The organism is Methylobacterium sp. ARG-1, from assembly GCF_001262595.1.
GTDB lineage: Bacteria > Pseudomonadota > Alphaproteobacteria > Rhizobiales > Beijerinckiaceae > Methylobacterium > Methylobacterium brachiatum.
Genome location: NZ_LHCD01000047.1, coordinates 1 through 18,386 on the forward strand (window position 1 = coordinate 1; position 18,386 = coordinate 18,386).

Annotated in this window: 18 protein-coding genes and 1 tRNA gene; 7 read left to right on the plus strand and 12 right to left on the minus strand. The window is 69.1% G+C overall.

Features of this window, described 5'->3' with window-relative positions; translation table 11 throughout:
• The coding region (locus AKJ13_RS27495) for a 3-hydroxyacyl-CoA dehydrogenase NAD-binding domain-containing protein (RefSeq protein WP_244471763.1) at positions 1-1,104 on the plus strand (1,104 nt) is incomplete at its 5' end.
• 149 nt (positions 1,105-1,253) lie between these two features.
• Here AKJ13_RS27495 and AKJ13_RS27500 read toward each other — a convergent pair.
• From AKJ13_RS27500 to AKJ13_RS27515, 4 genes are all read right to left on the minus strand, one after another.
• Positions 1,254-1,949, minus strand: a complete 696-nt coding sequence (locus AKJ13_RS27500; RefSeq protein ID WP_050736182.1) for an aspartate/glutamate racemase family protein — start codon at positions 1,947-1,949, stop codon at positions 1,254-1,256.
• 91 nt (positions 1,950-2,040) lie between these two features.
• Complete coding sequence (locus AKJ13_RS27505) at positions 2,041-2,910, minus strand: 3'-5' exonuclease (RefSeq protein WP_050736183.1); 870 nt, start codon at positions 2,908-2,910, stop codon at positions 2,041-2,043.
• 70 nt (positions 2,911-2,980) lie between these two features.
• Positions 2,981-5,410 carry an NAD-dependent DNA ligase LigA gene (ligA, locus tag AKJ13_RS27510; protein WP_050736184.1) on the minus strand — a complete coding sequence of 810 codons (2,430 nt, stop codon included), beginning with the start codon at positions 5,408-5,410 and terminating at the stop codon, positions 2,981-2,983.
• A gap of 64 nt (positions 5,411-5,474) precedes the next feature.
• Positions 5,475-6,758 carry an MFS transporter gene (locus AKJ13_RS27515; RefSeq protein WP_244471764.1) on the minus strand — a complete coding sequence of 428 codons (1,284 nt, stop codon included), beginning with the start codon at positions 6,756-6,758 and terminating at the stop codon, positions 5,475-5,477.
• 127 nt (positions 6,759-6,885) lie between these two features.
• Between AKJ13_RS27515 and AKJ13_RS27520 the strand changes: the two genes are divergently transcribed.
• From AKJ13_RS27520 to AKJ13_RS27530, 3 genes are all read left to right on the plus strand, one after another.
• A complete protein-coding gene (locus AKJ13_RS27520) occupies positions 6,886-7,578 on the plus strand; it encodes a 4'-phosphopantetheinyl transferase superfamily protein (protein WP_050736186.1) in 693 nt (230 codons plus the stop codon).
• Between the two features lie 79 nt (positions 7,579-7,657).
• Positions 7,658-7,734: transfer RNA gene (locus AKJ13_RS27525), tRNA-Pro, on the plus strand.
• Between the two features lie 204 nt (positions 7,735-7,938).
• The gene (locus AKJ13_RS27530) at positions 7,939-8,994 is read left to right on the plus strand and encodes a hypothetical protein (protein WP_050736187.1); all 1,056 of its coding nucleotides are present in this window, start codon (positions 7,939-7,941) and stop codon (positions 8,992-8,994) included.
• A gap of 5 nt (positions 8,995-8,999) precedes the next feature.
• On the opposite strand, the gene tgt is transcribed toward AKJ13_RS27530, so the two are convergent.
• Both tgt and queA read right to left on the minus strand, forming a co-directional pair.
• Positions 9,000-10,139, minus strand: a complete 1,140-nt coding sequence (gene tgt / locus AKJ13_RS27535) for a tRNA guanosine(34) transglycosylase Tgt (protein ID WP_050736188.1) — start codon at positions 10,137-10,139, stop codon at positions 9,000-9,002.
• On the minus strand, positions 10,136-11,200 hold the full coding sequence (queA, locus tag AKJ13_RS27540) for a tRNA preQ1(34) S-adenosylmethionine ribosyltransferase-isomerase QueA (protein ID WP_050736189.1): 1,065 nt from the start codon (positions 11,198-11,200) through the stop codon (positions 10,136-10,138). The genes tgt and queA overlap by 4 nt, the downstream gene beginning before the upstream one ends.
• A gap of 98 nt (positions 11,201-11,298) precedes the next feature.
• On the opposite strand from queA, the gene AKJ13_RS27545 reads away from it, so the two are divergent.
• The 3 genes from AKJ13_RS27545 to AKJ13_RS27555 all read left to right on the plus strand — a co-directional run bounded on the left by AKJ13_RS27545 (position 11,299) and on the right by AKJ13_RS27555 (position 12,759).
• The gene (locus AKJ13_RS27545) at positions 11,299-11,547 is read left to right on the plus strand and encodes a hypothetical protein (RefSeq protein WP_007561717.1); all 249 of its coding nucleotides are present in this window, start codon (positions 11,299-11,301) and stop codon (positions 11,545-11,547) included.
• A gap of 5 nt (positions 11,548-11,552) precedes the next feature.
• The gene (locus tag AKJ13_RS27550) at positions 11,553-11,774 is read left to right on the plus strand and encodes a hypothetical protein (RefSeq protein ID WP_050736190.1); all 222 of its coding nucleotides are present in this window, start codon (positions 11,553-11,555) and stop codon (positions 11,772-11,774) included.
• A gap of 97 nt (positions 11,775-11,871) precedes the next feature.
• Positions 11,872-12,759 (plus strand): cation diffusion facilitator family transporter, encoded by an 888-nt coding sequence (locus AKJ13_RS27555; RefSeq protein ID WP_050736191.1) that lies wholly within the window; start codon positions 11,872-11,874, stop codon positions 12,757-12,759.
• An 88-nt stretch (positions 12,760-12,847) separates the two neighbouring features.
• Here the strand turns inward: AKJ13_RS27555 and AKJ13_RS27560 are convergent, their stop codons facing one another.
• The 6 genes from AKJ13_RS27560 to AKJ13_RS27585 form a co-directional block, all read right to left on the minus strand.
• Positions 12,848-14,104, minus strand: coding sequence for an SfnB family sulfur acquisition oxidoreductase (locus tag AKJ13_RS27560; RefSeq protein ID WP_050736192.1), 1,257 nt, complete (start codon positions 14,102-14,104; stop codon positions 12,848-12,850).
• Positions 14,105-14,153: 49 nt separating this feature from the next.
• Positions 14,154-15,269 carry a dimethylsulfone monooxygenase SfnG gene (sfnG, locus tag AKJ13_RS27565; protein WP_050736193.1) on the minus strand — a complete coding sequence of 372 codons (1,116 nt, stop codon included), beginning with the start codon at positions 15,267-15,269 and terminating at the stop codon, positions 14,154-14,156.
• A 205-nt stretch (positions 15,270-15,474) separates the two neighbouring features.
• A complete protein-coding gene (locus AKJ13_RS27570) occupies positions 15,475-16,233 on the minus strand; it encodes an SURF1 family protein (protein WP_050736194.1) in 759 nt (252 codons plus the stop codon).
• 8 nt (positions 16,234-16,241) lie between these two features.
• On the minus strand, positions 16,242-16,616 hold the full coding sequence (locus AKJ13_RS27575; RefSeq protein WP_050736195.1) for a DUF983 domain-containing protein: 375 nt from the start codon (positions 16,614-16,616) through the stop codon (positions 16,242-16,244).
• 149 nt (positions 16,617-16,765) lie between these two features.
• Positions 16,766-17,626, minus strand: coding sequence for a cytochrome c oxidase subunit 3 (locus AKJ13_RS27580; RefSeq protein WP_007561728.1), 861 nt, complete (start codon positions 17,624-17,626; stop codon positions 16,766-16,768).
• A gap of 140 nt (positions 17,627-17,766) precedes the next feature.
• Complete coding sequence (locus tag AKJ13_RS27585) at positions 17,767-18,378, minus strand: cytochrome c oxidase assembly protein (protein WP_050736196.1); 612 nt, start codon at positions 18,376-18,378, stop codon at positions 17,767-17,769.
• Positions 18,379-18,386 lie beyond the last annotated feature (8 nt).

Sequence of the window (18,386 nt, forward strand, 5' to 3'; positions counted from 1 at the left end):
GGCAAGGCCTACGCCCACACGCTGATCACCGGCCAGATCAACAAGGGGCGCGCCAAGACCGCCGATCGGGACGCGCTGTTGGGACGGATCACCCCCACGGCGGATTATGCCGTTTTGGCGGGCTGCGACCTCGTGATCGAGGCGGTCTTCGAGGACCCCACGGTCAAGGCCGAGGTGATCCAGAAGGTCGAGGCGGTAATCGGCCCCGACACGATCTTCGCCTCCAATACCTCGACACTGCCGATCACCGGCCTGGCGAAGAACTCGCAGCGGCCGGATCGGTTCGTCGGCATCCACTTTTTCTCGCCCGTCGAGAAGATGATGCTGGTCGAGATCATCAAGGGTGAGGCCACCGGCGACGCCGCGCTCGCCACCGCCCTCGATTACGTGCGGCTGATCAAGAAGACCCCGATCGTCGTGAACGACGCCCGCGGCTTCTTCGCCAACCGCTGCGTCGGCGCCTACATCCTCGAGGGTCACAAGATGCTGGCCGAGGGCGTGCCGCCCGCCATGATCGAGAGCGCCGGGCGCCAGGCCGGCATGCCGGTGGGCCCGCTCTCGCTCAACGACGAGGTCGCCCTCGATCTCGTGCTCAAGATCGCCAAGGCCACCGAGGCGCAGGTCGGGGCGGGGGCGGTCGACCCGGCCCAGAAGGCGATCCTCACCGCCATGGTCGAGGGCCAGGGCCGGCTCGGGCGCAAAAACCGGAAGGGGTTCTACGATTACCCGGAGGGCGCGACCAAGCGCCTGTGGCCGGGCCTGGCGGAGCTGCAACCCAACCGCCTCGAGCCGGAGGCGGTGGATTTCAACGAGCTGAAGCAGCGGCTGCTGGTGGTCCAGGCGCTCGAGGCTGCGCGCACATTCGGCGAGGGAATTGTCACCGATCCCCGAGAGGCCGATGTCGGCTCTATTCTCGGCTTCGGCTTCGCCCCGTTCACGGGCGGCACCTTGTCCTACATCGACTTCATGGGCGCGGATGCCTTCGTAGCACTCGCCCGTGGTCTGGAGGCCAAGCATGGATCTCGGTTCCGGGTGCCCGACACCTTGGCGGCCATGGCCGAGCAGGGCGGGACATTCTACGGCCGGGAGAAGCGCGCGGCCTGATATGTTCTGACGGCGGCGCGAGACTGAGCGGCTAGCCGGAGCCTATGCGCCGTTCCCGATCGCATCGGGGGCGGCGCGGATGACATCAACCGTGCGGTCGCGGCGTTCCGGAGCTGCCTCGACGGGGCTTGATCGCCCGGCGCGCGCGTTCAGCCGGCCAAGGCCATCTCGATCGCCGCCTCGGCATGAAGCGCAGTCGTGTCGAACAGCGGGACGGGACTGTCCGCCGCCTGGACGAGAAGCATGATCTCCGTGCAGCCCAGGATGATGGCCTCGGCACCGTCCTCGACCAGGCGGGCCATGATGGCGCGATAAGCCTCGCGCGACGCGGGTAACACCGTCCCGGATACTAGCTCCGCGTAGATAATCCGGTGGATCACCGCCCGGTCGTCCGGGTTCGGCACGAGGACGTCCAGGCTGTGCCGCTCGGCCAGCCGGCCTCTGTAGAAGGCGTGCTCCATCGTGAAGGCGGTGCCGAGCAGCCCGACCTTCCGGAAACCGGCCGCCTTGATCCGCTCCGCCGTGGGATTGGCGATGTGGAGGAGGGGCACGCGCAAGGCGGCCTCAACTGCGGGCGCCATCCGGTGCATCGTGTTGGTGCAGATCAGCAGCAGCTCGGCGCCGCAGGCTTCGAGGCGCTGGGCGGCATCGACCATGCGTGTCGTCAGCCCGTCCCAATCGCCCCGGTGCTGAAGGTCCTCGATCTCAGCGAAGTTGAACGACCACAACACGCAGCGCGCCGAAGCGGTCGGCCCAAGCCGATTGCGCACGCCCTGGTTGAGGATCCGGTAATACTCCGCCGTGCTTTCCCAGCTCATCCCGCCGATCAATCCGCTCGTTCGCATGGCATCCCCCTCCTGCCGAACTCAGATGGCTCATTGCGCCGAAAGCGCGGCTGTCGGCGAAGGATGGAACGCGGGCGAAGCCCCGATCTGCTCAGGCGACGCCCAGGACCCGCGCCCGCGCGCCGAGCATGCGGGCCAGCAGCTCCACGTCGGCGGCATTGTCGGACAGCAGGTCGGTGATGTCCCCGACCTCCAGCGCCTTCACGTGGCGACACCGCATGCCGTAGCGGCCGGCCGTGCAGCTACAGCGCAGCTGTGGCCCGCCAGCCCGCTCCTCCAACACGACATCGTACCGGTTGCCTGTCGATCCCCGTATGGCAAAGCTCAACGCCGATGGCGCCGCTGGGAAAGCGGCCATGGCGCGGTTGCTGATCGCCCCCGGAGCCCGGCGGGGGAGCGGCGGACCGCTGGTCACACGGGTGACCGGCATGCCGATCGCCGCGGCGAGGCCGTGGACGTCCGGCGTCTTGGTCTGGCGCATGGCCGCCAACGCGATCGCCGCGCAGGCATAGGCATCCTCGCCGGCATCGTGGTGCTCGAACCGGATGCCGAGGCGCCGGGCGACCTTGCCGAGACCGCACCCCTCCGGCGCCGGAAACACCCGGCGGGAGATCTGGACCGTGCAGAGATAGGACAGGGCCGGCACCGGCAGGCCGGCGCGGGCCAGACCGGCGCGCAGAACGCCGATATCGAAACTGGCATTGTGGGCGAGGATCAGACCGCGCGTCAGGTCGCCGAGATAGGGCGCCATCACGCCGGCGAAATCCGGCTGGTCGGCGACGTTGGCCGGCAGGATGCCGTGGACCCGGATGTTGCCCGGCGAGAACCGCATTTCCGGCGGGCGGATCAGGTGGCTTTCCCGGCGGACGATGCGCCCGTCCGCGATCCAGGCGAGACCCACCGCACAAGCGCTGTCGCGCCGCTCGTTGGCCGTCTCGAAGTCGAGGGCCAGGACGGTCATCGCGGGTGGACCATGCCGGGGAACGTTCTCGGGGTGTTCCTAACCGGTCTAAGCCCGCGCGACTCGCGCATCAACCCTGGGCCACCATCCCCAGCCAATCGTCTTCCGACACGACCCGGACGCCGTGCTTCTCCGCGTCCTTGAGCTTCGAGCCGGCCCCGGGGCCCGCGACCACGAGGTCGGTCTTGGCCGAGACCGATCCCGAGACCTTCGCGCCCAGCCGCTCGGCCACCGCCTTGGCTTCGTTGCGGGTCATCTTCTCCAGGGTGCCGGTAAAGACCACGGTCTTGCCGGCAAAGGCCGAAGCAGCGGCCGGCCGCTCCATGGGCTCGACCGTCACCTCCTCGAGCAGGGCCGCGACGGCGTCGGAATTGTGCGGCTCGGAGAAGAACAGGTTCAGCGCATCGGTCGCGACCGGCCCGATCTCGCCGTCGTCGGCGAACAGCCGGTAGGCATCGCCGGGCGTCTGTTCGGCGGCGCGGGCGAGGGCAGCCCGAACGGCATCGGCGTCGCCGTAATGTTTCAGCAGGTTATCGCGCTGGGGCGCGCTGAGGCGCGCGCGCGGCCCGTCGGAGGGTGCGTCGTCGGGGAAGCCGAGATCGAGCAGCCGGTCCCGGGTCGTGCCGCCGACCCGCGGCACGGCGGTCAGCTCGACCCAGTCCGGACCGGGCTGGACGGCCGCTGCCTCCTTGATGGCTGCGATCAGCGTCGGCATGTCGGGGAAGCGCTTGGCCAGCGCCTTCGCGGTGGCCTCGCCGATCTGCGGGATGCCGAGCGCGAAGAGCAGACGGTTCATGGGAACCCGGCGGCGGGCCTCGACCCCAGCCAGCAGGTTCTTGATCGCCTTGTCCTCCTCCTCGCCCTTTTTCTTGGCGGCTTTCTTCGGCGGCTCGGTGGCCCCGGCCTCGGCGCGACGCTCGGCCGAGAGCGCCTCGCGCCGCGCCACGACCGCCGCCTTCAGCGTCTCGAAATCCAGCCGGAACAGATCGGCGGGCTGGCGCACCAGCCCGGCCTCGAACAGGACCTCGATATAGGTCTCGCCGAAACCCTCGATGTCGAAGCCGTTGCGCGACACGAAGTGCTTGAGCCGCTCGACACCCTGCGCCGGGCAGATCAGGCCGCCGGTGCAGCGCCGGATCGCGTCGGGGCGGCCGGTGCGCGGGTTGACCGCGCGCACGGCGCGGCTGCCGCAGGCCGGGCAGGTCTCGGGAAAGGCGTAGGGCTTCGAATCGGGCGGGCGCTTGGTGAGGTCGACATCCATCACCTTCGGGATCACGTCGCCGGCGCGGACGACCGTGACCGTATCGCCGACGCGGATATCGCGACCGTCGCGGATCGGCTCGCCGTCGGCGCCCACACCCTTCACGTAGCCTTCATTGTGCAGGGTCGCGTTGGACACGACGACGCCGCCCACCGTCACGGGCCGCAGCTTCGCCAGGGGATTGAGCGAGCCGGTGCGGCCGACATTGATGACGATGTCTTCCACGATCGTCGTGGCTTCCTGAGCGGCGAATTTGTGCGCCAGGGCCCAGCGCGGCGAGCGCGAGACGAAGCCGAGCCGCTTCTGCAGCGCGAGGTCGTCGACCTTGTAGACGACGCCGTCGATGTCGTAGCCGAGCCCGGCGCGGTCCGCCTCGATCTGCCGGTAATGGCCGAGCATCGCCTCGATATCGGTGAAGGTCCGGGTGAGGGGGTTCACCGGCAGGCCCCAGGCGGCGAAGCGCTGAAGAACGCCGAATTGCGTGTCGGCGATCGGTCCCGACAGCTCGCCCCAGGCATAGGCGAAGAATTTCAGCGGGCGGGAGGCGGTGATGCTCGGATCGAGCTGGCGCAGGCTCCCGGCAGCGGCGTTGCGCGGATTGGCGAAGAGCGGTTTGCCGGCGGCTTCCTGGCGGGCGTTGATCGCGGCGAAATCCGCATGCGACAGGTAGACTTCGCCGCGTACCTCGCAGATCTCCGGCCAGCCGGAGCCTCCGAGAACCGCCGGGATGTCCTGGACCGTGCGGGCGTTGGCCGTGACGTTCTCGCCGACCTCGCCGTCCCCGCGGGTTGCCGCGGTGTCCAGCTTGCCGTTCACGTAGCGCAGCGACAGCGACAGGCCGTCGATCTTGGGCTCGGCCGTGAAGGCGAGGGGCGTCTCGTCGGGCCAGCCGAGAAAGCGCCGGACGCGGGCCACGAACTCGGAGACTTCCTCCGTGTCGAAGGCGTTGCCCAGGGACAGCATCGGCACGGGATGCCGAACCTTGGCGAACTTTTCCGAGGGCTTCGCGCCCACCGACGTGCTCGCGGCACCGGTCCCGGCGAGATCGGGGAAACGGGTCTCGATCTCCTCCAAGCGGCGGCGCAGGCGGTCGTATTCCGCATCCGAGATCTCGGGCGCGTCTTCCTGGTAGTAGAGACGGTCGGCCTCGAGGATCGCGTCCGAGACCCGCGCGTGCTCGCTCCGCGCCTCCTCGGCGGTGAGATCGAGCTTGGGCGTATCGGGCTTTGCGGTTGGCATGGGGGCGTTCTAGCGCATCGCGGGCCCTACGGGAGCCTGTGGCTGGGCGGCATCCCCGCTTCTCTCAACCGCGGGGGGCGAGCAGATCGCCGCGCCCGACCAGCAGGAAGGCGCCGAGGAACATCGCGGCGACCACGCCGCTCAGGGCCGCCAACGGCAGCACCGGGACGAGCCAGCCCGACAGCGCCGTGCCGGCGACCGAGCCGAGGTTCATCGCCGCCATGTAGACCTCGAACTGCGTCGCGGCGCCGGCCCTGCCGCGGCTGGCCTGGAGCAGGGCCGGCATCAGCGCGACGATCAGCACGCCCGGCAGCGCATGGGTGAGCGCCAGGACCAGGGGGGCGGCCGACCCGAGCAGGCCGGCCGCGATCAGGATGCCGGCCAGCACGAAGGTCACGACGCTCGCGAGCAGCAGGGCCCGCAGGGGCCGCACCGGCCCGGCACGATCCGACCACAGGCCGATCGCGAAGGCGCCCGCGGTGCCGCTCACGAGTGCCAGACCCGCCTGGAGGCGGGACAGGGTCGCCGGGTCCCAGCCCCGGCCCTGGAGCAGGTCGATCGAGAAGGGCAGCTCGAACAACCCGAGGGCGGCGTCGAGGCCGAAGCAGAGGGCGAGCAGCTGCAGGGCCCGCTTCCGCCGCAGGGCGAGGCCGAGACGGCGCAGGAAACGCGAGAACGGCACGCGCCGCGGCGGCGGCCCGCGCCTGGCGACATGCAGCAGCGCATCGCCGGGTGCTTCGCGCACGAAAAGCATCGGCAGGCTCGCCAGGAGGCCGGCCGCAAGCAGCGCGGACAGGCTCACACTCAGCCCGTAGCCCGCCAGCATCCATCCGAGACCGGCGGCGCTGAGGCTGGTCCCGGCGACGAACCCGGCCCGCGTGCAAGCGCTGACCCGGCCGAGCTCGGCCGCGGGGACGTAATCCATGATCAGCCGGTCGCAGGCGGTGTCGAGCAGGGACGCGAACAGGCTATGGACCAGGAAGGCGAGACCGAGCAGGCCGACCTGATCGGCCCCGAGCAGCAACATCAGGGCGATCGTCGCGTGACACCCGAGGATCGCCGCCACCGCGAAGGGCCGGCGCCGGCCCATGCGCCGATCCCCTGAGCGATCGACCAGCGGACCCCACAGGATCGGCTGCAGCGTCCAGGGCAGGCCGGCCAGGGCGAAGTGAAACCCGACTTCCGTTGCGGCGACGCCGTGCGCGGCCAAGTGATTGGCCAGAGCGGTCAGCGAGAATCCGGCGATCAGGCCCTGGTAGAGATAGGTCGCGAAGAACACACCGTAGCGGGCGCGCCGCCCGGCCAGATTCGGAGCCTGCAGCCATCCCCGATCGGACCCGGCGCTCAAGGCGCAATGCACTTGCCGGTCCGCTGCCGCACGACGATGCTCCTTCCCCCGCCGTCACCGGACCCGAACCCGTGCCGCTTCGTCACAAGCACCTTACAGCCTGCGCCGCTCTGCCGGGAGGCGTCCCGTGAGCGCGGCCGAAGTCTGGATCGTCGATCTCGCGCTCTCAGCCGCGCAGCTCGAACGCTGCGGCACTGTGCTCGACGCAAAGGAGCGTGATCGTGCCGCCCGATTCCTCCGTCCGGCCGATCGCGCCCGCTATCAGGCGAGCCATGCAGCCCTTCGGCTGATCCTCGGCGAAGCGCTTGGCATCCCGCCGGGCGACATCCGCCTGACGTCCCACGCTGCCGGCAAGCCCGAGCTCGTCGAAGGGTCCGTGGGCTTCAACCTGTCGCATTCCGGGGGACGCGCCCTCGTCGGACTCGCGCGGGATGCAGCCATCGGTGTTGATGTCGAGGAGATCCGGCCCATCCCGGACGTCCTGCGCATCGCACGCGGGCACTTCGCGTCCGACGAGGCCGCAGCCCTGGCGGCACAGCCCCCGCAGGCGATCAACGCGGCTTTCTTCGGCCTATGGACCCGGAAGGAGGCGGTGGTGAAAGCCTTGGGCTCCGGCCTGTCACTGCCACTCGCCCGCTTCAGCGTCAGCGTGCCGCCCGCGCCCGCTCGCCTTCTGCGTATGACCGACGGCGGCGCAATGACCCTCGCCGACATCGATGCCGGACCGGATTACGCAGCCACGGCGGCGGTGCAATCCAGCGCGGCCGCCATCGCGGTCCGGCATCTGGCGCAGGACTGGCCGAACCGTCTGCACAGATAGCCCAACACCGGCCTTGCGGTACGGGAAAGGCGCGGCTATAAGCCCGCTGCCGGCAGTTGCGGAGACGCAATTCGGCCTTCGGAGTGTAGCGCAGTCTGGTAGCGCACCACGTTCGGGACGTGGGGGTCGCAGGTTCAAATCCTGCCACTCCGACCAAGCTCCTTCATGGAGCGGAGGTCTTCCCGCCTTATCGCAGTGTTGATTCGATCGCGTTACCTGGAACGTGCTCGCCGGCGCTTGGCGATGCTTTCGGACAGATCTGTCGACCTCACCGTCTTGAGCTGACCGGTGCAGCCTGCTCGGCGGGAGCGGTTCGACCGAGGGCGACGGCCTCCGTCGAACCTTGTATGCGGCCTGCCTATGGCCTCTGAAACACAAGCCGGTCTCCGCCACGTCGAGACGTCGCCTGCTGTCTGGGCCGGCTTTGCACGGCTGTTTCTGATCGGCGCGGCTGTCTTAGGGTTCGCCGCATTGCTCGGCATCGCGCTCCTTGACCCCTACGGCCTGCGTGCGGCCCCCGGTCATCCGCCGGGCCCGATCCTGGACACGAACCAGCGGCTCTCCTACCCGCAGATCGCCCGGGGCGGTGCGTTCGATGCCGCGGTGTTCGGGACCTCGACGGCGCGGCTGCTTGACCCCGCCGCCCTCGATACCGCCTTCGACGCGCGCTTCGCCAATCTGGCCATGAACGCCGCAACCCCGGACGAGCAGATCCGCCTGGCTGAACTCTTCCTTACTCACCGGCCGGTGAAGGCGGTCCTGTTCGGCCTCGACACGACCTGGTGCGCTGCTGATCCGCCGGCCCGCACCGCCAACGCCTTTCCGGACTGGCTCTACGAGACCGGCACCCCCTGGGGCGTCCTGCATCAGTTCAGTCTGCGTTCGCTCACGATCGCCACGCAGGCGGGGCTCGCGCGCTTCGGCCTAACGCGCCCGCGAATCCGCCCCGACGGCTACGCCATTTTCACGCCGCCCGAGGCTTTGTACGATGCCGCGCGTGCCCGTGCGCATATCCGGACCGGCGCCCTCGATTCGGCGGCATCCTCCGACCGGCCGGATGCCCCGATGCCCGCGCTCGCACGGCTCGATGCGCTCCTTGGAGGCGTGCCGCAGAACGCCTTGAAGCTCATCGTCTTCATGCCGGTCCACGCGGCTGCGCAGGGCGCGGCCGACACCCCGGCGGGCCGGCGGGAGCAGGCCTGCAAAGCCCGTGTCGCGGCGATCGGTGCCGAACACAGGGCCGTCGTGGTCGATTTCCGCATAGCCTCGCCCGTGACCACGCAGGACGCGAATTACTGGGACGCGCTGCATTACCGCCTGCCAGTGGCGGCGCGGATCGTGGCGGGCCTCAGAGAGGCCGTCAGCGCAGGCGCCGGCGACCCGGCCGGGTTTTACCGGGTCCTGGCCCACCCATAACGCGCCTATCCGGCGGCGGCGCGCTCGGCCCGCACCCAGCCCTCCCGGGTGCTGGCGCAGTAATCCGCGAAACGCCCCTCGCGGATCGCCGCCCGGGCCCCTGCCATCAAGTCATGGTAGTAGGCGAGGTTGTTCCAGGTCAGCAGCATCATGCCCAGGATCTCGTTCGACCGGACGAGATGGTGCAGATAGGCCCGGGAATAGTCCCGCGCGGCCGGGCAGGACGAGGTCTCGTCCAGCGGCGCCGTATCCTCGGCGTGGCGGGCATTGCGCAGGTTGACCCGGCCGTTGCGTGTATAGGCGAGGCCGTGGCGGCCGGCCCGGGTCGGCATCACGCAGTCGAACATGTCGATGCCGCGGGCGACCGCCCCCAGGATGTCATCGGGCGTGCCCACGCCCATCAGGTAACGTGGCTTGGCCTGCGGGAGATGCGGCTCCACGGTCTCGATCATGGCGAACATCACCGCCTGCGGCTCGCCCACCGCGAGGCCGCCGACCGCGTAGCCTTTCAGGTCGAGGTCGGTCAGGGCGCGGGCGCTCTCGACGCGGAGCGCCGGGACGTCGCCGCCCTGGACAATGCCGAACATCGCCTTGCCCGGCTGCTCGCCGAACGCCACGCGGCAGCGCTCCGCCCAGCGCAGAGACAGGTGCATGGCCTTCTCGATCGCCGCATGCTCGGCCGGCAGGCGCACGCACTCGTCGAGCTGCATCTGGATGTCGGACCCGAGCAGGCCCTGGATCTCGATCGAGCGCTCCGGGCTCATGTGGTGGGCCGTGCCGTCGATATGCGAGCGGAAGGTCACCCCCTGCTCGTCGATCTTCCGCAGGGCCGAGAGCGACATTACCTGGAAGCCGCCCGAATCGGTCAGGATCGGCCGGTCCCAATGCATGAAAGTGTGAAGGCCGCCGAGCCGCGCCATCCGCTCGGGACCGGGGCGCAGCATCAGGTGGTAGGTGTTGCCCAGCACGACGTCGGCGCCGAGTTCCCGGACCTGACCGGGATACATCGCCTTGACGGTCGCGGCGGTGCCCACGGGCATGAAGGCCGGCGTGCGGATGTTTCCGCGCGGCGTCGCGATTTCGCCGGTCCGGGCGTTGCCGTCCTGCCCGTACAGGGTGAAGCCGAAGGGCACGGTCTCGGTCATGGCATGCCCGCGCGCGGGCCCGGAAACAGCAGGCTGGCGTCGCCGTAGGAGTAGAAGCGGTAGCCGCTCCGGATCGCGTGCGCGTAGGCCGCCCGCATCGTGTCGAGGCCCGAGAAGGCCGAGACCAGCATGAACAGCGTCGAGCGCGGCAGGTGAAAATTGGTCACGAGCGCATCGACCGCGCGGAACCGGTAGCCGGGCGTAATGAAGATGTCCGTCGGCCCCGAGAACGCCGAGAGCGTGCCTTCGGGGCTCGCGGCGCTCTCCAGCAGGCGCAGGGCCGTCGTGCCCACCGCGACGATCCGGCCGCCGGCGGCCCGGACCGCGTTGAGTGCGGCGGCGGTTTCGGCATCGAGGATGCCGACCTCCGCATGCATCCTGTGGCCCTCGGTATCGTCCGCCTTGACCGGCAGGAACGTCCCGGCGCCGACATGCAGGGTGACGTGGTGCCGCTGCAGGCCGGCTGCGTCGATCGCCGCCAGCAGGTCATCGGAGAAGTGCAGCCCCGCGGTCGGCGCGGCGACGGCACCGGGATGGCGGGCATAGACGGTCTGATAGTCGGTCGTGTCGCGGGCGTCGGTGGGGCGCTTGCCGGCGATGTAGGGCGGCAGGGGCAGGGCGCCTTCCAGCGCGATCTGGGCGTCGAGCTCTGCGCCGGCGCGGTCGAAATCGAGGACGATCTCGCCGGCCTCGCCTTTCTCGAAGACGGTGGCGCGAAGGTTGCCGAACTGAAGCGCGTCGCCGACCGTCAGGCGCTTGGCCGGCCGGGCGAAGGCGCGCCAGCGCGCCGGCGCTTCGCGCAGGTGCAGCATCACCTCGGTGCGCTGCCCCGGAGCGCCGGGGCGGGTGCGCACGCCGATGAGGCGCGCCGGGATCACCCGCGTATCGTTGAAGACCAAGGCGTCGCCGGCCCGGAGCGCATCGGGGAGATCGCGCACGCTTCTGTCCGCCAGCGTTTCGCCCGGACGCACGACGAGGAGCCGCCCGGCATCCCGCGGCTCGGCCGGGCGCAGGGCGATGCAGCTCTCCGGCAGATCGAAATCGAACAGGTCCACACGCATCGCCGGGTGCCTGCACCGAACCGGACGCGGTTTCAACCTCGGAACCGGTTCGTACCCCTGCCGGTTCTCGCCTCACCGAAGCGGGAGAGGCCCGACATATGCCCTGGTACGCCGTGCGACCCCGCGATGCCGCCGATCCACGTTGGCCGTTGCCCGGCACCGAGCAGATCGTCCTCAAAGCCGAGGACCCGGACAACGCCCGCGCCAAGTTCGAGGAGGCCTACCCGAGCGAGCCCTTCGGCAGCCCGGCCGTGCCGGTGCCGAATACCGGGGCGGGAAGCTTCCGCGGCGACGCGGAGGCGCTGATCGTCTCGGAAACCGCCGAGCCGGCTTCACCGCGGGACTGAGCACGATGGTGAAGACGAGCCGAACCGGTCGCGTGACCCTGGATGGCCAGCTCGTCGGCTATTGGGACCGCGAAGCGGCGCGCCTGGAGGCGATCGCGGCGTCCGCGCGCTTCGGCTGGCAGCGGCGCCGGCTTCTGCGGAAGGTGGCGGATGCGCGAGCCAAGGCCGACCGCAGCCGCCAGCGCGAGGCCGCCCGGAACCAAGCCGCACAACCCACCGAGGCATAGCCGAAGCTAAGACTCTTTCGCCAGCGTCGAAGCTTTGCCGTGGCCTGAGGCAAGCTGCATCCCGTATGGGCACGGCGACCCGTGATCGGCGCATCCCATGGACCGGACCCAGAAAGCAGCCCTCCTCAGCGCCGTTATTGGCCTCGTCGTGACCGTGCTGAAGTTCTACGCGGCCTGGCTCACGAGCAGCCTGGCGCTCTACTCGGACGCGCTCGAGAGCATCATCAACGTGGTCGCGGCGGTCGGCGCCTTCGTGGCCCTGCGGGTGGCCGCGCGTCCGGCCGACGCCGAGCATCCCTACGGTCACCACAAGGCGGAATTCTTCTCCGCGGTGATCGAAGGCGCGCTCATTATCGTGGCCGCGATCCTGATCCTGCGGGAGGCCTATTTCGGCCTGCTGGCGCCGAAGCCCCTCGACGCGCCGGCCCTGGGCCTCGCCATCAATCTCGGCGCCGGTGGGATCAACGCCGCCTGGGCCTGGGCGCTGATGCGTTGGGGCCGGGCCTGGCGCTCACCGGCGCTGATCGCGGATGCGCGCCACATCGTGGCCGACGTCGTGACCTCGTGCGGCGTTCTCGTCGGCGTCGCCGCAGTGTGGCTGACCGGCTATCCGATCCTCGACCCGGCGGTAGCCGGTCTGGTGGCGCTGAACATCCTCTGGTCCGGCTTCCGCATGGTCCGTGAATCGGTCGACGGGCTGATGGATCGGGCGGCGCCGGCCGACATGGTCTGCGAGATCCGCTCGCTGATCTCCCGCCACGGGGAGGGCGCCCTGGAAGCCCACGATGTCCGGACACGCTCCGCCGGGCAGGCGACCTTCATCGATTTCCATCTCGTGGTCCCCGGGACCATGACCGTCGAGGCCTCGCACGCCATCTGCGACCGGCTGGAGAATGCCCTGGAAACCACGATTCCCGGCGCTGTCGTCACCATCCATGTCGAACCCGGCGAGGAGGCCAAGGCCCGGGGCCTTCCGGTCCTCTGACCGCACGGGTTCCGCATCCGATACACCAAGCGTGTCGGCGCGCCGGAGCCTGCCGCCGGGACGCCGACACGGATTTTCAGTTCACGGCTCAGCTCCAGGCGTGGAAGGGCGGCGCGACGCCGTTCAGCGCGTGGTTGCCGACGATGGCGACCTTCCAGCGGACCGGATCGTGCAGGGTATGGGTCCGGGCGTTGCGCCAGTGCCGGTCGAGATTCTCGACGGCCAGCGTCGAGCGGGTGCCGGAGAATTCGAACAGCTTGTTGGAGGCGGCCAGGGCGATCTCGGTGGTCAGCACCTTCGCCTCGGCGACCGCGAGCTGCGCGGCGGCGACGCTCTCCGCATCCGGCCGGGCCACCGCCGCGTCGAGGGCAAGCCCGGCCTTGTCGAGCAGGGCTTCGGCCGCATGCTGGCGGATGGTGAGGTCGCCCACCGCCTGGATCGTGTAGGGGTCGTCGGAAGCGCGTTCCTGCCCGCTGTCGATCCAGGGCCGCGCCTTCTGGCGCACGAAGCGGATCGTGTCGTTCAGGGCCTCGCGGCCGATGCCGGCATCGACCGCTGCCTGGATGATCTGGAAGATCGCTCCGTCCGCGCTCGGGGCCTCGTAGCCCCTCCAGGCCGGGACCAGGTGGGTCTTCTCCACCCAGACATCCTCGATCAGCACCGTGCCGCTCGCCGTGCCGCGCTGGCCGAAGCTCGACCAATCGTCGATCACGCTGAGCCCGGGCGCGTCCCGCTCGGCGATAGCGTACCAGGCCCGGCCCTCGGCATCGAGGGCGACGATCGGCACGAGATGCGCCAACAGCGCCCCGGTGGCGTAGAATTTCTGGCCGCTTACGATCACGTGGTCGCCGTGATCGGTGAACCGCGTCTCGAAATCGGCCGCCCGCTTGGTCCCGCGCTCCGAGAAGGCGTTGCCGAACCGGGTGCCGCGCAGGACCTCCCCGAACAGCAGCTGCTTCTGCGGCTCGTCCGACACCGTCCGGATCGCCGCCACAATTCCCAGATGGTTTTGCGCGATCTGCCCGATCGCCGGATCGGCCGCCGAGATGATCGCGATGACCTGCGCCAGCGTCTTGTAGGAGACCTCCGGGCCCCCATAAGCCTTCGGCACGTTGATCGACCACAGGCCGCTCTGAGAGAAGGCGTCGAGTTCGGCCAGGGGCCGCACGTGGTTCCGGTCGCGCTCCGCGACACTGGGGCGGAACTCGGCGGCCAGGCGGTGGGCCACCGCCAGGGCCTCGGCATCGTCACGGATCACGTGGGCGGGGGAGGGCGGCCGCGCCGGGCCTGGGACGCCCTGGCGTGTCCGGGTTTCGAGCGTGCGCGCATCGACCGCGATGTTCATGGCTCACTCCGAATGGGACGGTTTCGTCTGGTGAGATCAGGCGCGGCGATCAGGCCGCCTCGGCGCGGCGCTCGCGCGCCGCTTCGAGCGCCCGGACCCGCGGGATCACATGGGCGCCGAAATACGCGACCTCTTCTTGGAAATGCAGGAAGGCCAGCAGGGCGAGATCGGCCCCGGCATCCTTGAGCGCCAGGATTCGCTCGGCGATCTGGTCTGGCGTGCCGATCAGGTTGGTCTTGAAGCCGTCGTTGTACTGGACGAGGTCGTTGAAGCTCGATTTCGCCCAGTTGCCCTCACCCTCGGGGGAGGCCTTGCCGGCATTCTTAACCTCGTGGCCGAACGCCTTCACGGCATCCGGGTCGGCGTTCTCGATGATCTCTTGGAGGACGGCGCGGGCCTCCTCCTCGGTGTCGCGGGCGATCACGAAGGCGTTCACGCCGATGCGCGGGCGGTTACCGGTCTCGGCGGCCTTGGCGCGGATGTCATCGACCTGGGCGCGGATGTTCTCCGGCGTATTGCCGTTGGTGAAGTACCAATCGGAGACACGGGCCGCCATGTCGCGCGCCGCCCGGGACGAACCGCCCTGGAAGATCTCCGGCAGCGGATCGGCCGGCTTTGGCTTCAGGGTGTAGTCCGTGTAGCGGTAGAAATCGCCCCGGAAGGTGAAGTTGTCCTGCGTCCAGATCCCCCGCAGGCTGCGGATGAACTCCTCGGAGCGGCGGTAGCGCTCGTCGTGATCGAGCCAGGGCTCGCCGATCGCCCGGAACTCGCCCGAGAACCAGCCCGACACGATGTTGACCGCGATCCGGCCGTTGGTGAGCTGCGAGATCGTGGCGATCTGCTTGGCCGCCAGCGTCGGGTGCCAGGGGCCGGGCAGGAGCGCCGCTATCACCTTGAGCTGGGACGTCGCGGCCAGCAGCGCGTGGCTGAACGCCACCGATTCGTGCTGGTACTCGGCGCCGTAGCCCGCGGTGAAGCGGATCTGCGTCAGGGCGTAATCGAAGCCCGATTCCTCGGCGATCTGCGCCAAGCGACGGTTGTAATCGGCGTCCCAGCTCGTGCGCTGCGGGATCTTGCTGATCACCAAGCCCCCGGAGACGTTGGGCACCCAATAGGCGAAGCGGATCGGATCAGGCGGGGTGTCTTGGACGAAACCTACGGTCATGGCGCGCTACCTCGTTCGCGCGGAGGCGTTGCTCCGCAGCGTCTGCGATGGGTCGCGGCAAACTGAATACAGGATGCAGATTGCGCGACTGCTCAGGAACACGCAAAGTATTCTGGCTTAAAGGGCACAGGTCAAAGGAAGGCGATGCCGTTTTAGCGGCGATCCGGATGGCATTCTTCTGCCGGAGCCTACGTCCGATGCGCCTTTATTCTTTGACTGTGCCGTCCGCGTCCGAATCGTGCAGGCGGCGATAGGCGAACACCCCGAAGACGCCGATCAGGCAGGCGGCCAGCGCGAACCACGTGAAGGCGTATTGCAGGTGGTTGTTGGGCAGATCGACCTTCAACTGGCCGCCGCGGGGCCACGTCGTCTGGCCCGGCACCGCATCCGCCTCGATGAGGTAAGGCGCCGCGTCCGTGATGCCGCGCGCGGCGGCGATGCCGGTGACGTCGCGGTTGAACCACTCGCCCCGGGCGGGATCCGCCTCCGGCACGAATATCGCCCGAGGTTCGCTGGCCCGGAGAATCCCGGTCACGGTGGTCGGACCCTCGATCAAGCCGTCCTTGCGATCGGCCTGGGCCTTCAGCTCGGTCGGAACGAAGCCGCGGTTGATCAGGACCGTGCCGCCGTCCGTCCGCACGAGCGGCGTGATCACGTAATAACCTTGCAGCGCCCGGCCGGGCGTCTCGCCGGCCGCCAGACCGTGGACCAGGGCTTCGCGATCATTGGCGAAGTGGCCGGACACGCGCACGTGGCGGAACTCGGCCCGCGCCGGATCCCAGGCGTCGGGCGCCGGCGGCGCCACCGGTTCGGCCCTGGACTGGCGGACGATCCGCGCGATCAGCTCCTCCTTCCAGGTCTTCCGCTCGATCTGCCAGATCCCGAGGCCGAGCAGGATCGCCAGGGCGATCAGGGAGGCGATGCCTGGCGCGACGAGATCGCGCCAGGCGGCTGCGCGCGGCATAGCTCGGCTCACTGCTCGAAGCGCCCCTGCTCGGCCTTGTTGCTGTACTGGAGCGCGATCAACATGCCCTTCAGCGGACGGACCAGGACCAGACTCAGGCCGATCGACAGGGTGCCGGCGACCAGCGCGTGGACCCAGATCGGCGGCTCGTAGGTGATCTCCATCCAGAGAGCCAGGCCGACCACGAGGAGGCCGACGATGGACATAACGAAGAAGGCCGGTCCGTCCGCCGAATCGAAGCCGGCATAGTCGAGGCCGCAGGCCTCGCAGGACGGGCGCAGGGTCAGGTAACCCTGGAACAGATGGCCCTCGCCGCAGCGCGGACACCGACCGCGCAGACCCGTGGGGACGGGCGGCGGCTGCGGGTAGGTTCTTTGGTCCACGTCAACACTCCAGACCGGCCCGGGAAGCCGCGTTCGCGCCGCCGCCCGGCCGTCTCCACCGATATGGGGATCGCGCTGCGTTGAACACGAAAAAGGGCGGCCTGAGCCGCCCTTTCACAGGCCCGCCATGCGGTGGCGGGATGGATGCTTCAGTGCGCGGCGCCGTGGAAGACGCCCGAGCCCCAGACGTAGATCGCGGCGAACAGGAACAGCCACACGACATCGACGAAGTGCCAGTACCAGGCCGCGAATTCGAAGCCGAGGTGCTGGCGCGGCGTGAACTGGCCCGCATAGGCGCGGAACAGGCACACGGCCAGGAAGATCGTGCCGATAATGACGTGGGCGCCGTGGAAGCCGGTCGCCATGAAGAAGGTCGACGAGTAGATGCTGCCGGAGAAGCCGAACTCCGCGTGGCTGTACTCGTAGGCCTGGCAGGCGGTGAACAGCACGCCGAGGATGATCGTCAGCCACAGGCCGTATTTCAGGCCCTTGCGGTCGCCGTGCAGCAGGGCGTGGTGCGCCCAGGTGACGGTGGTGCCGGAGGTCAGCAGGATCAGCGTGTTGAGCAGCGGCAGGTGCCAGGGATCGAACGCCTCGATGCCCTTCGGCGGCCAGACGCCGCCGGTGAACTCGACCCTGGAGACCTGGATCGGGTCGGCGGTGTAGAGGGCCGCCTCGAAGTAGGCCCAGAACCACGCAACGAAGAACATCACCTCGGAGGCGATGAACATCATCATGCCGTAGCGGTGATGGAGCTGGACGACGCGCGTGTGATCGCCGGAGTTGGCCTCGTGCGCCACGTCTTTCCACCACGCGAACATGGTGTAGAGCACGCCGATCGTGCCGAGGCCGAAAATGTAGGGGCCGGGGGTCAGCGTGCCGATCTGGAGGCTCTTCATCCAGAACACGGCGCCGAACGCCATCAGGAAGCCCGAGAAGGCGCCCATCAACGGCCACGGACTCGGGTTCAGAATATGGAAATCGTGATTCTTGGCGTGCGCCTCGGCCATCGTCCCGTCGCTCCTCACCCTGACGCCCCGCGCCGTTCCCGGCATCCGGCCTATCGCTCTTGGCCGGGCGCCGCATACACGGCACCCAAGCTTGTCCGCACACTTAGTCGGTGCCGACCTCTGTTGTCACGCATGCGCTATCAGAAATCGCGCTTCGTGCCCGAAGCCCCTGTGGTCGCGACCGCCGCAGTGACCGGCTGGCCGTTCTTCGAGGCGAAATAGGTATAGGACAGCGTCATCTCGGAGAGATGCGCGGTGTTCGAATCCTCGCGGACGGCCGGGTCGACGTAGAACACCACCGGCACGTCCAACGTCTCACCCGGCTGGAGGGTCTGCTCGTTGAAGCAGAAGCAGGCGATCTTGACGAAATAGCTGCCCATCAGGCCGGGCTGGACGTTAAAGGTCGCCACGCCTGTCGAGGGCTTGCTGCTGGTGTTCTGGACCCGGAAGAAGACTGTCTTGGTCTCCCCGAGCTTCGCCTCGACGTTGTTCGCCTCGGGAATGAACTTCCAGGGCAGGCCGGGGGCAACGTTGGTGTCGAAATGGACGACCATGCTGTCGTCGGCACGGGCCGCGGAGCTCGCCAGGGCAGGACCCTGGCGCGGCGTGCCGTCATAGCCGGTCGCCTTGCAGAACGCGTCGTAGAGCGGCACCGACGCGAAGGCGAGACCGATCATGCCGAAGGCTAGGCCGGCGCAGGCGATCGCCGTGCGTCGCGCGCCGCGGTTGGATGTGGGGCGGGATGGGGTCATCGTGCGCC

Excerpts from the sequence above, each read along its gene's own strand:
- AKJ13_RS27500 (WP_050736182.1), bottom strand. The coding sequence starts at position 1,949 with ATGCGAACGAGCGGATTGATCGGCGGGATGAGCTGGGAAAGCACGGCG.
- AKJ13_RS27505 (WP_050736183.1), bottom strand. The coding sequence starts at position 2,910 with ATGACCGTCCTGGCCCTCGACTTCGAGACGGCCAACGAGCGGCGCGAC.
- ligA (WP_050736184.1), bottom strand. The coding sequence starts at position 5,410 with ATGCCAACCGCAAAGCCCGATACGCCCAAGCTCGATCTCACCGCCGAG.
- AKJ13_RS27530 (WP_050736187.1), top strand. The coding sequence starts at position 7,939 with ATGGCCTCTGAAACACAAGCCGGTCTCCGCCACGTCGAGACGTCGCCT.
- tgt (WP_050736188.1), bottom strand. The coding sequence starts at position 10,139 with ATGACCGAGACCGTGCCCTTCGGCTTCACCCTGTACGGGCAGGACGGC.
- queA (WP_050736189.1), bottom strand. The coding sequence starts at position 11,200 with ATGCGTGTGGACCTGTTCGATTTCGATCTGCCGGAGAGCTGCATCGCC.
- AKJ13_RS27545 (WP_007561717.1), top strand. The coding sequence starts at position 11,299 with ATGCCCTGGTACGCCGTGCGACCCCGCGATGCCGCCGATCCACGTTGG.
- AKJ13_RS27550 (WP_050736190.1), top strand. The coding sequence starts at position 11,553 with ATGGTGAAGACGAGCCGAACCGGTCGCGTGACCCTGGATGGCCAGCTC.
- AKJ13_RS27555 (WP_050736191.1), top strand. The coding sequence starts at position 11,872 with ATGGACCGGACCCAGAAAGCAGCCCTCCTCAGCGCCGTTATTGGCCTC.
- AKJ13_RS27560 (WP_050736192.1), bottom strand. The coding sequence starts at position 14,104 with ATGAACATCGCGGTCGATGCGCGCACGCTCGAAACCCGGACACGCCAG.
- sfnG (WP_050736193.1), bottom strand. The coding sequence starts at position 15,269 with ATGACCGTAGGTTTCGTCCAAGACACCCCGCCTGATCCGATCCGCTTC.
- AKJ13_RS27570 (WP_050736194.1), bottom strand. The coding sequence starts at position 16,233 with ATGCCGCGCGCAGCCGCCTGGCGCGATCTCGTCGCGCCAGGCATCGCC.
- AKJ13_RS27580 (WP_007561728.1), bottom strand. The coding sequence starts at position 17,626 with ATGGCCGAGGCGCACGCCAAGAATCACGATTTCCATATTCTGAACCCG.
- AKJ13_RS27585 (WP_050736196.1), bottom strand. The coding sequence starts at position 18,378 with ATGACCCCATCCCGCCCCACATCCAACCGCGGCGCGCGACGCACGGCG.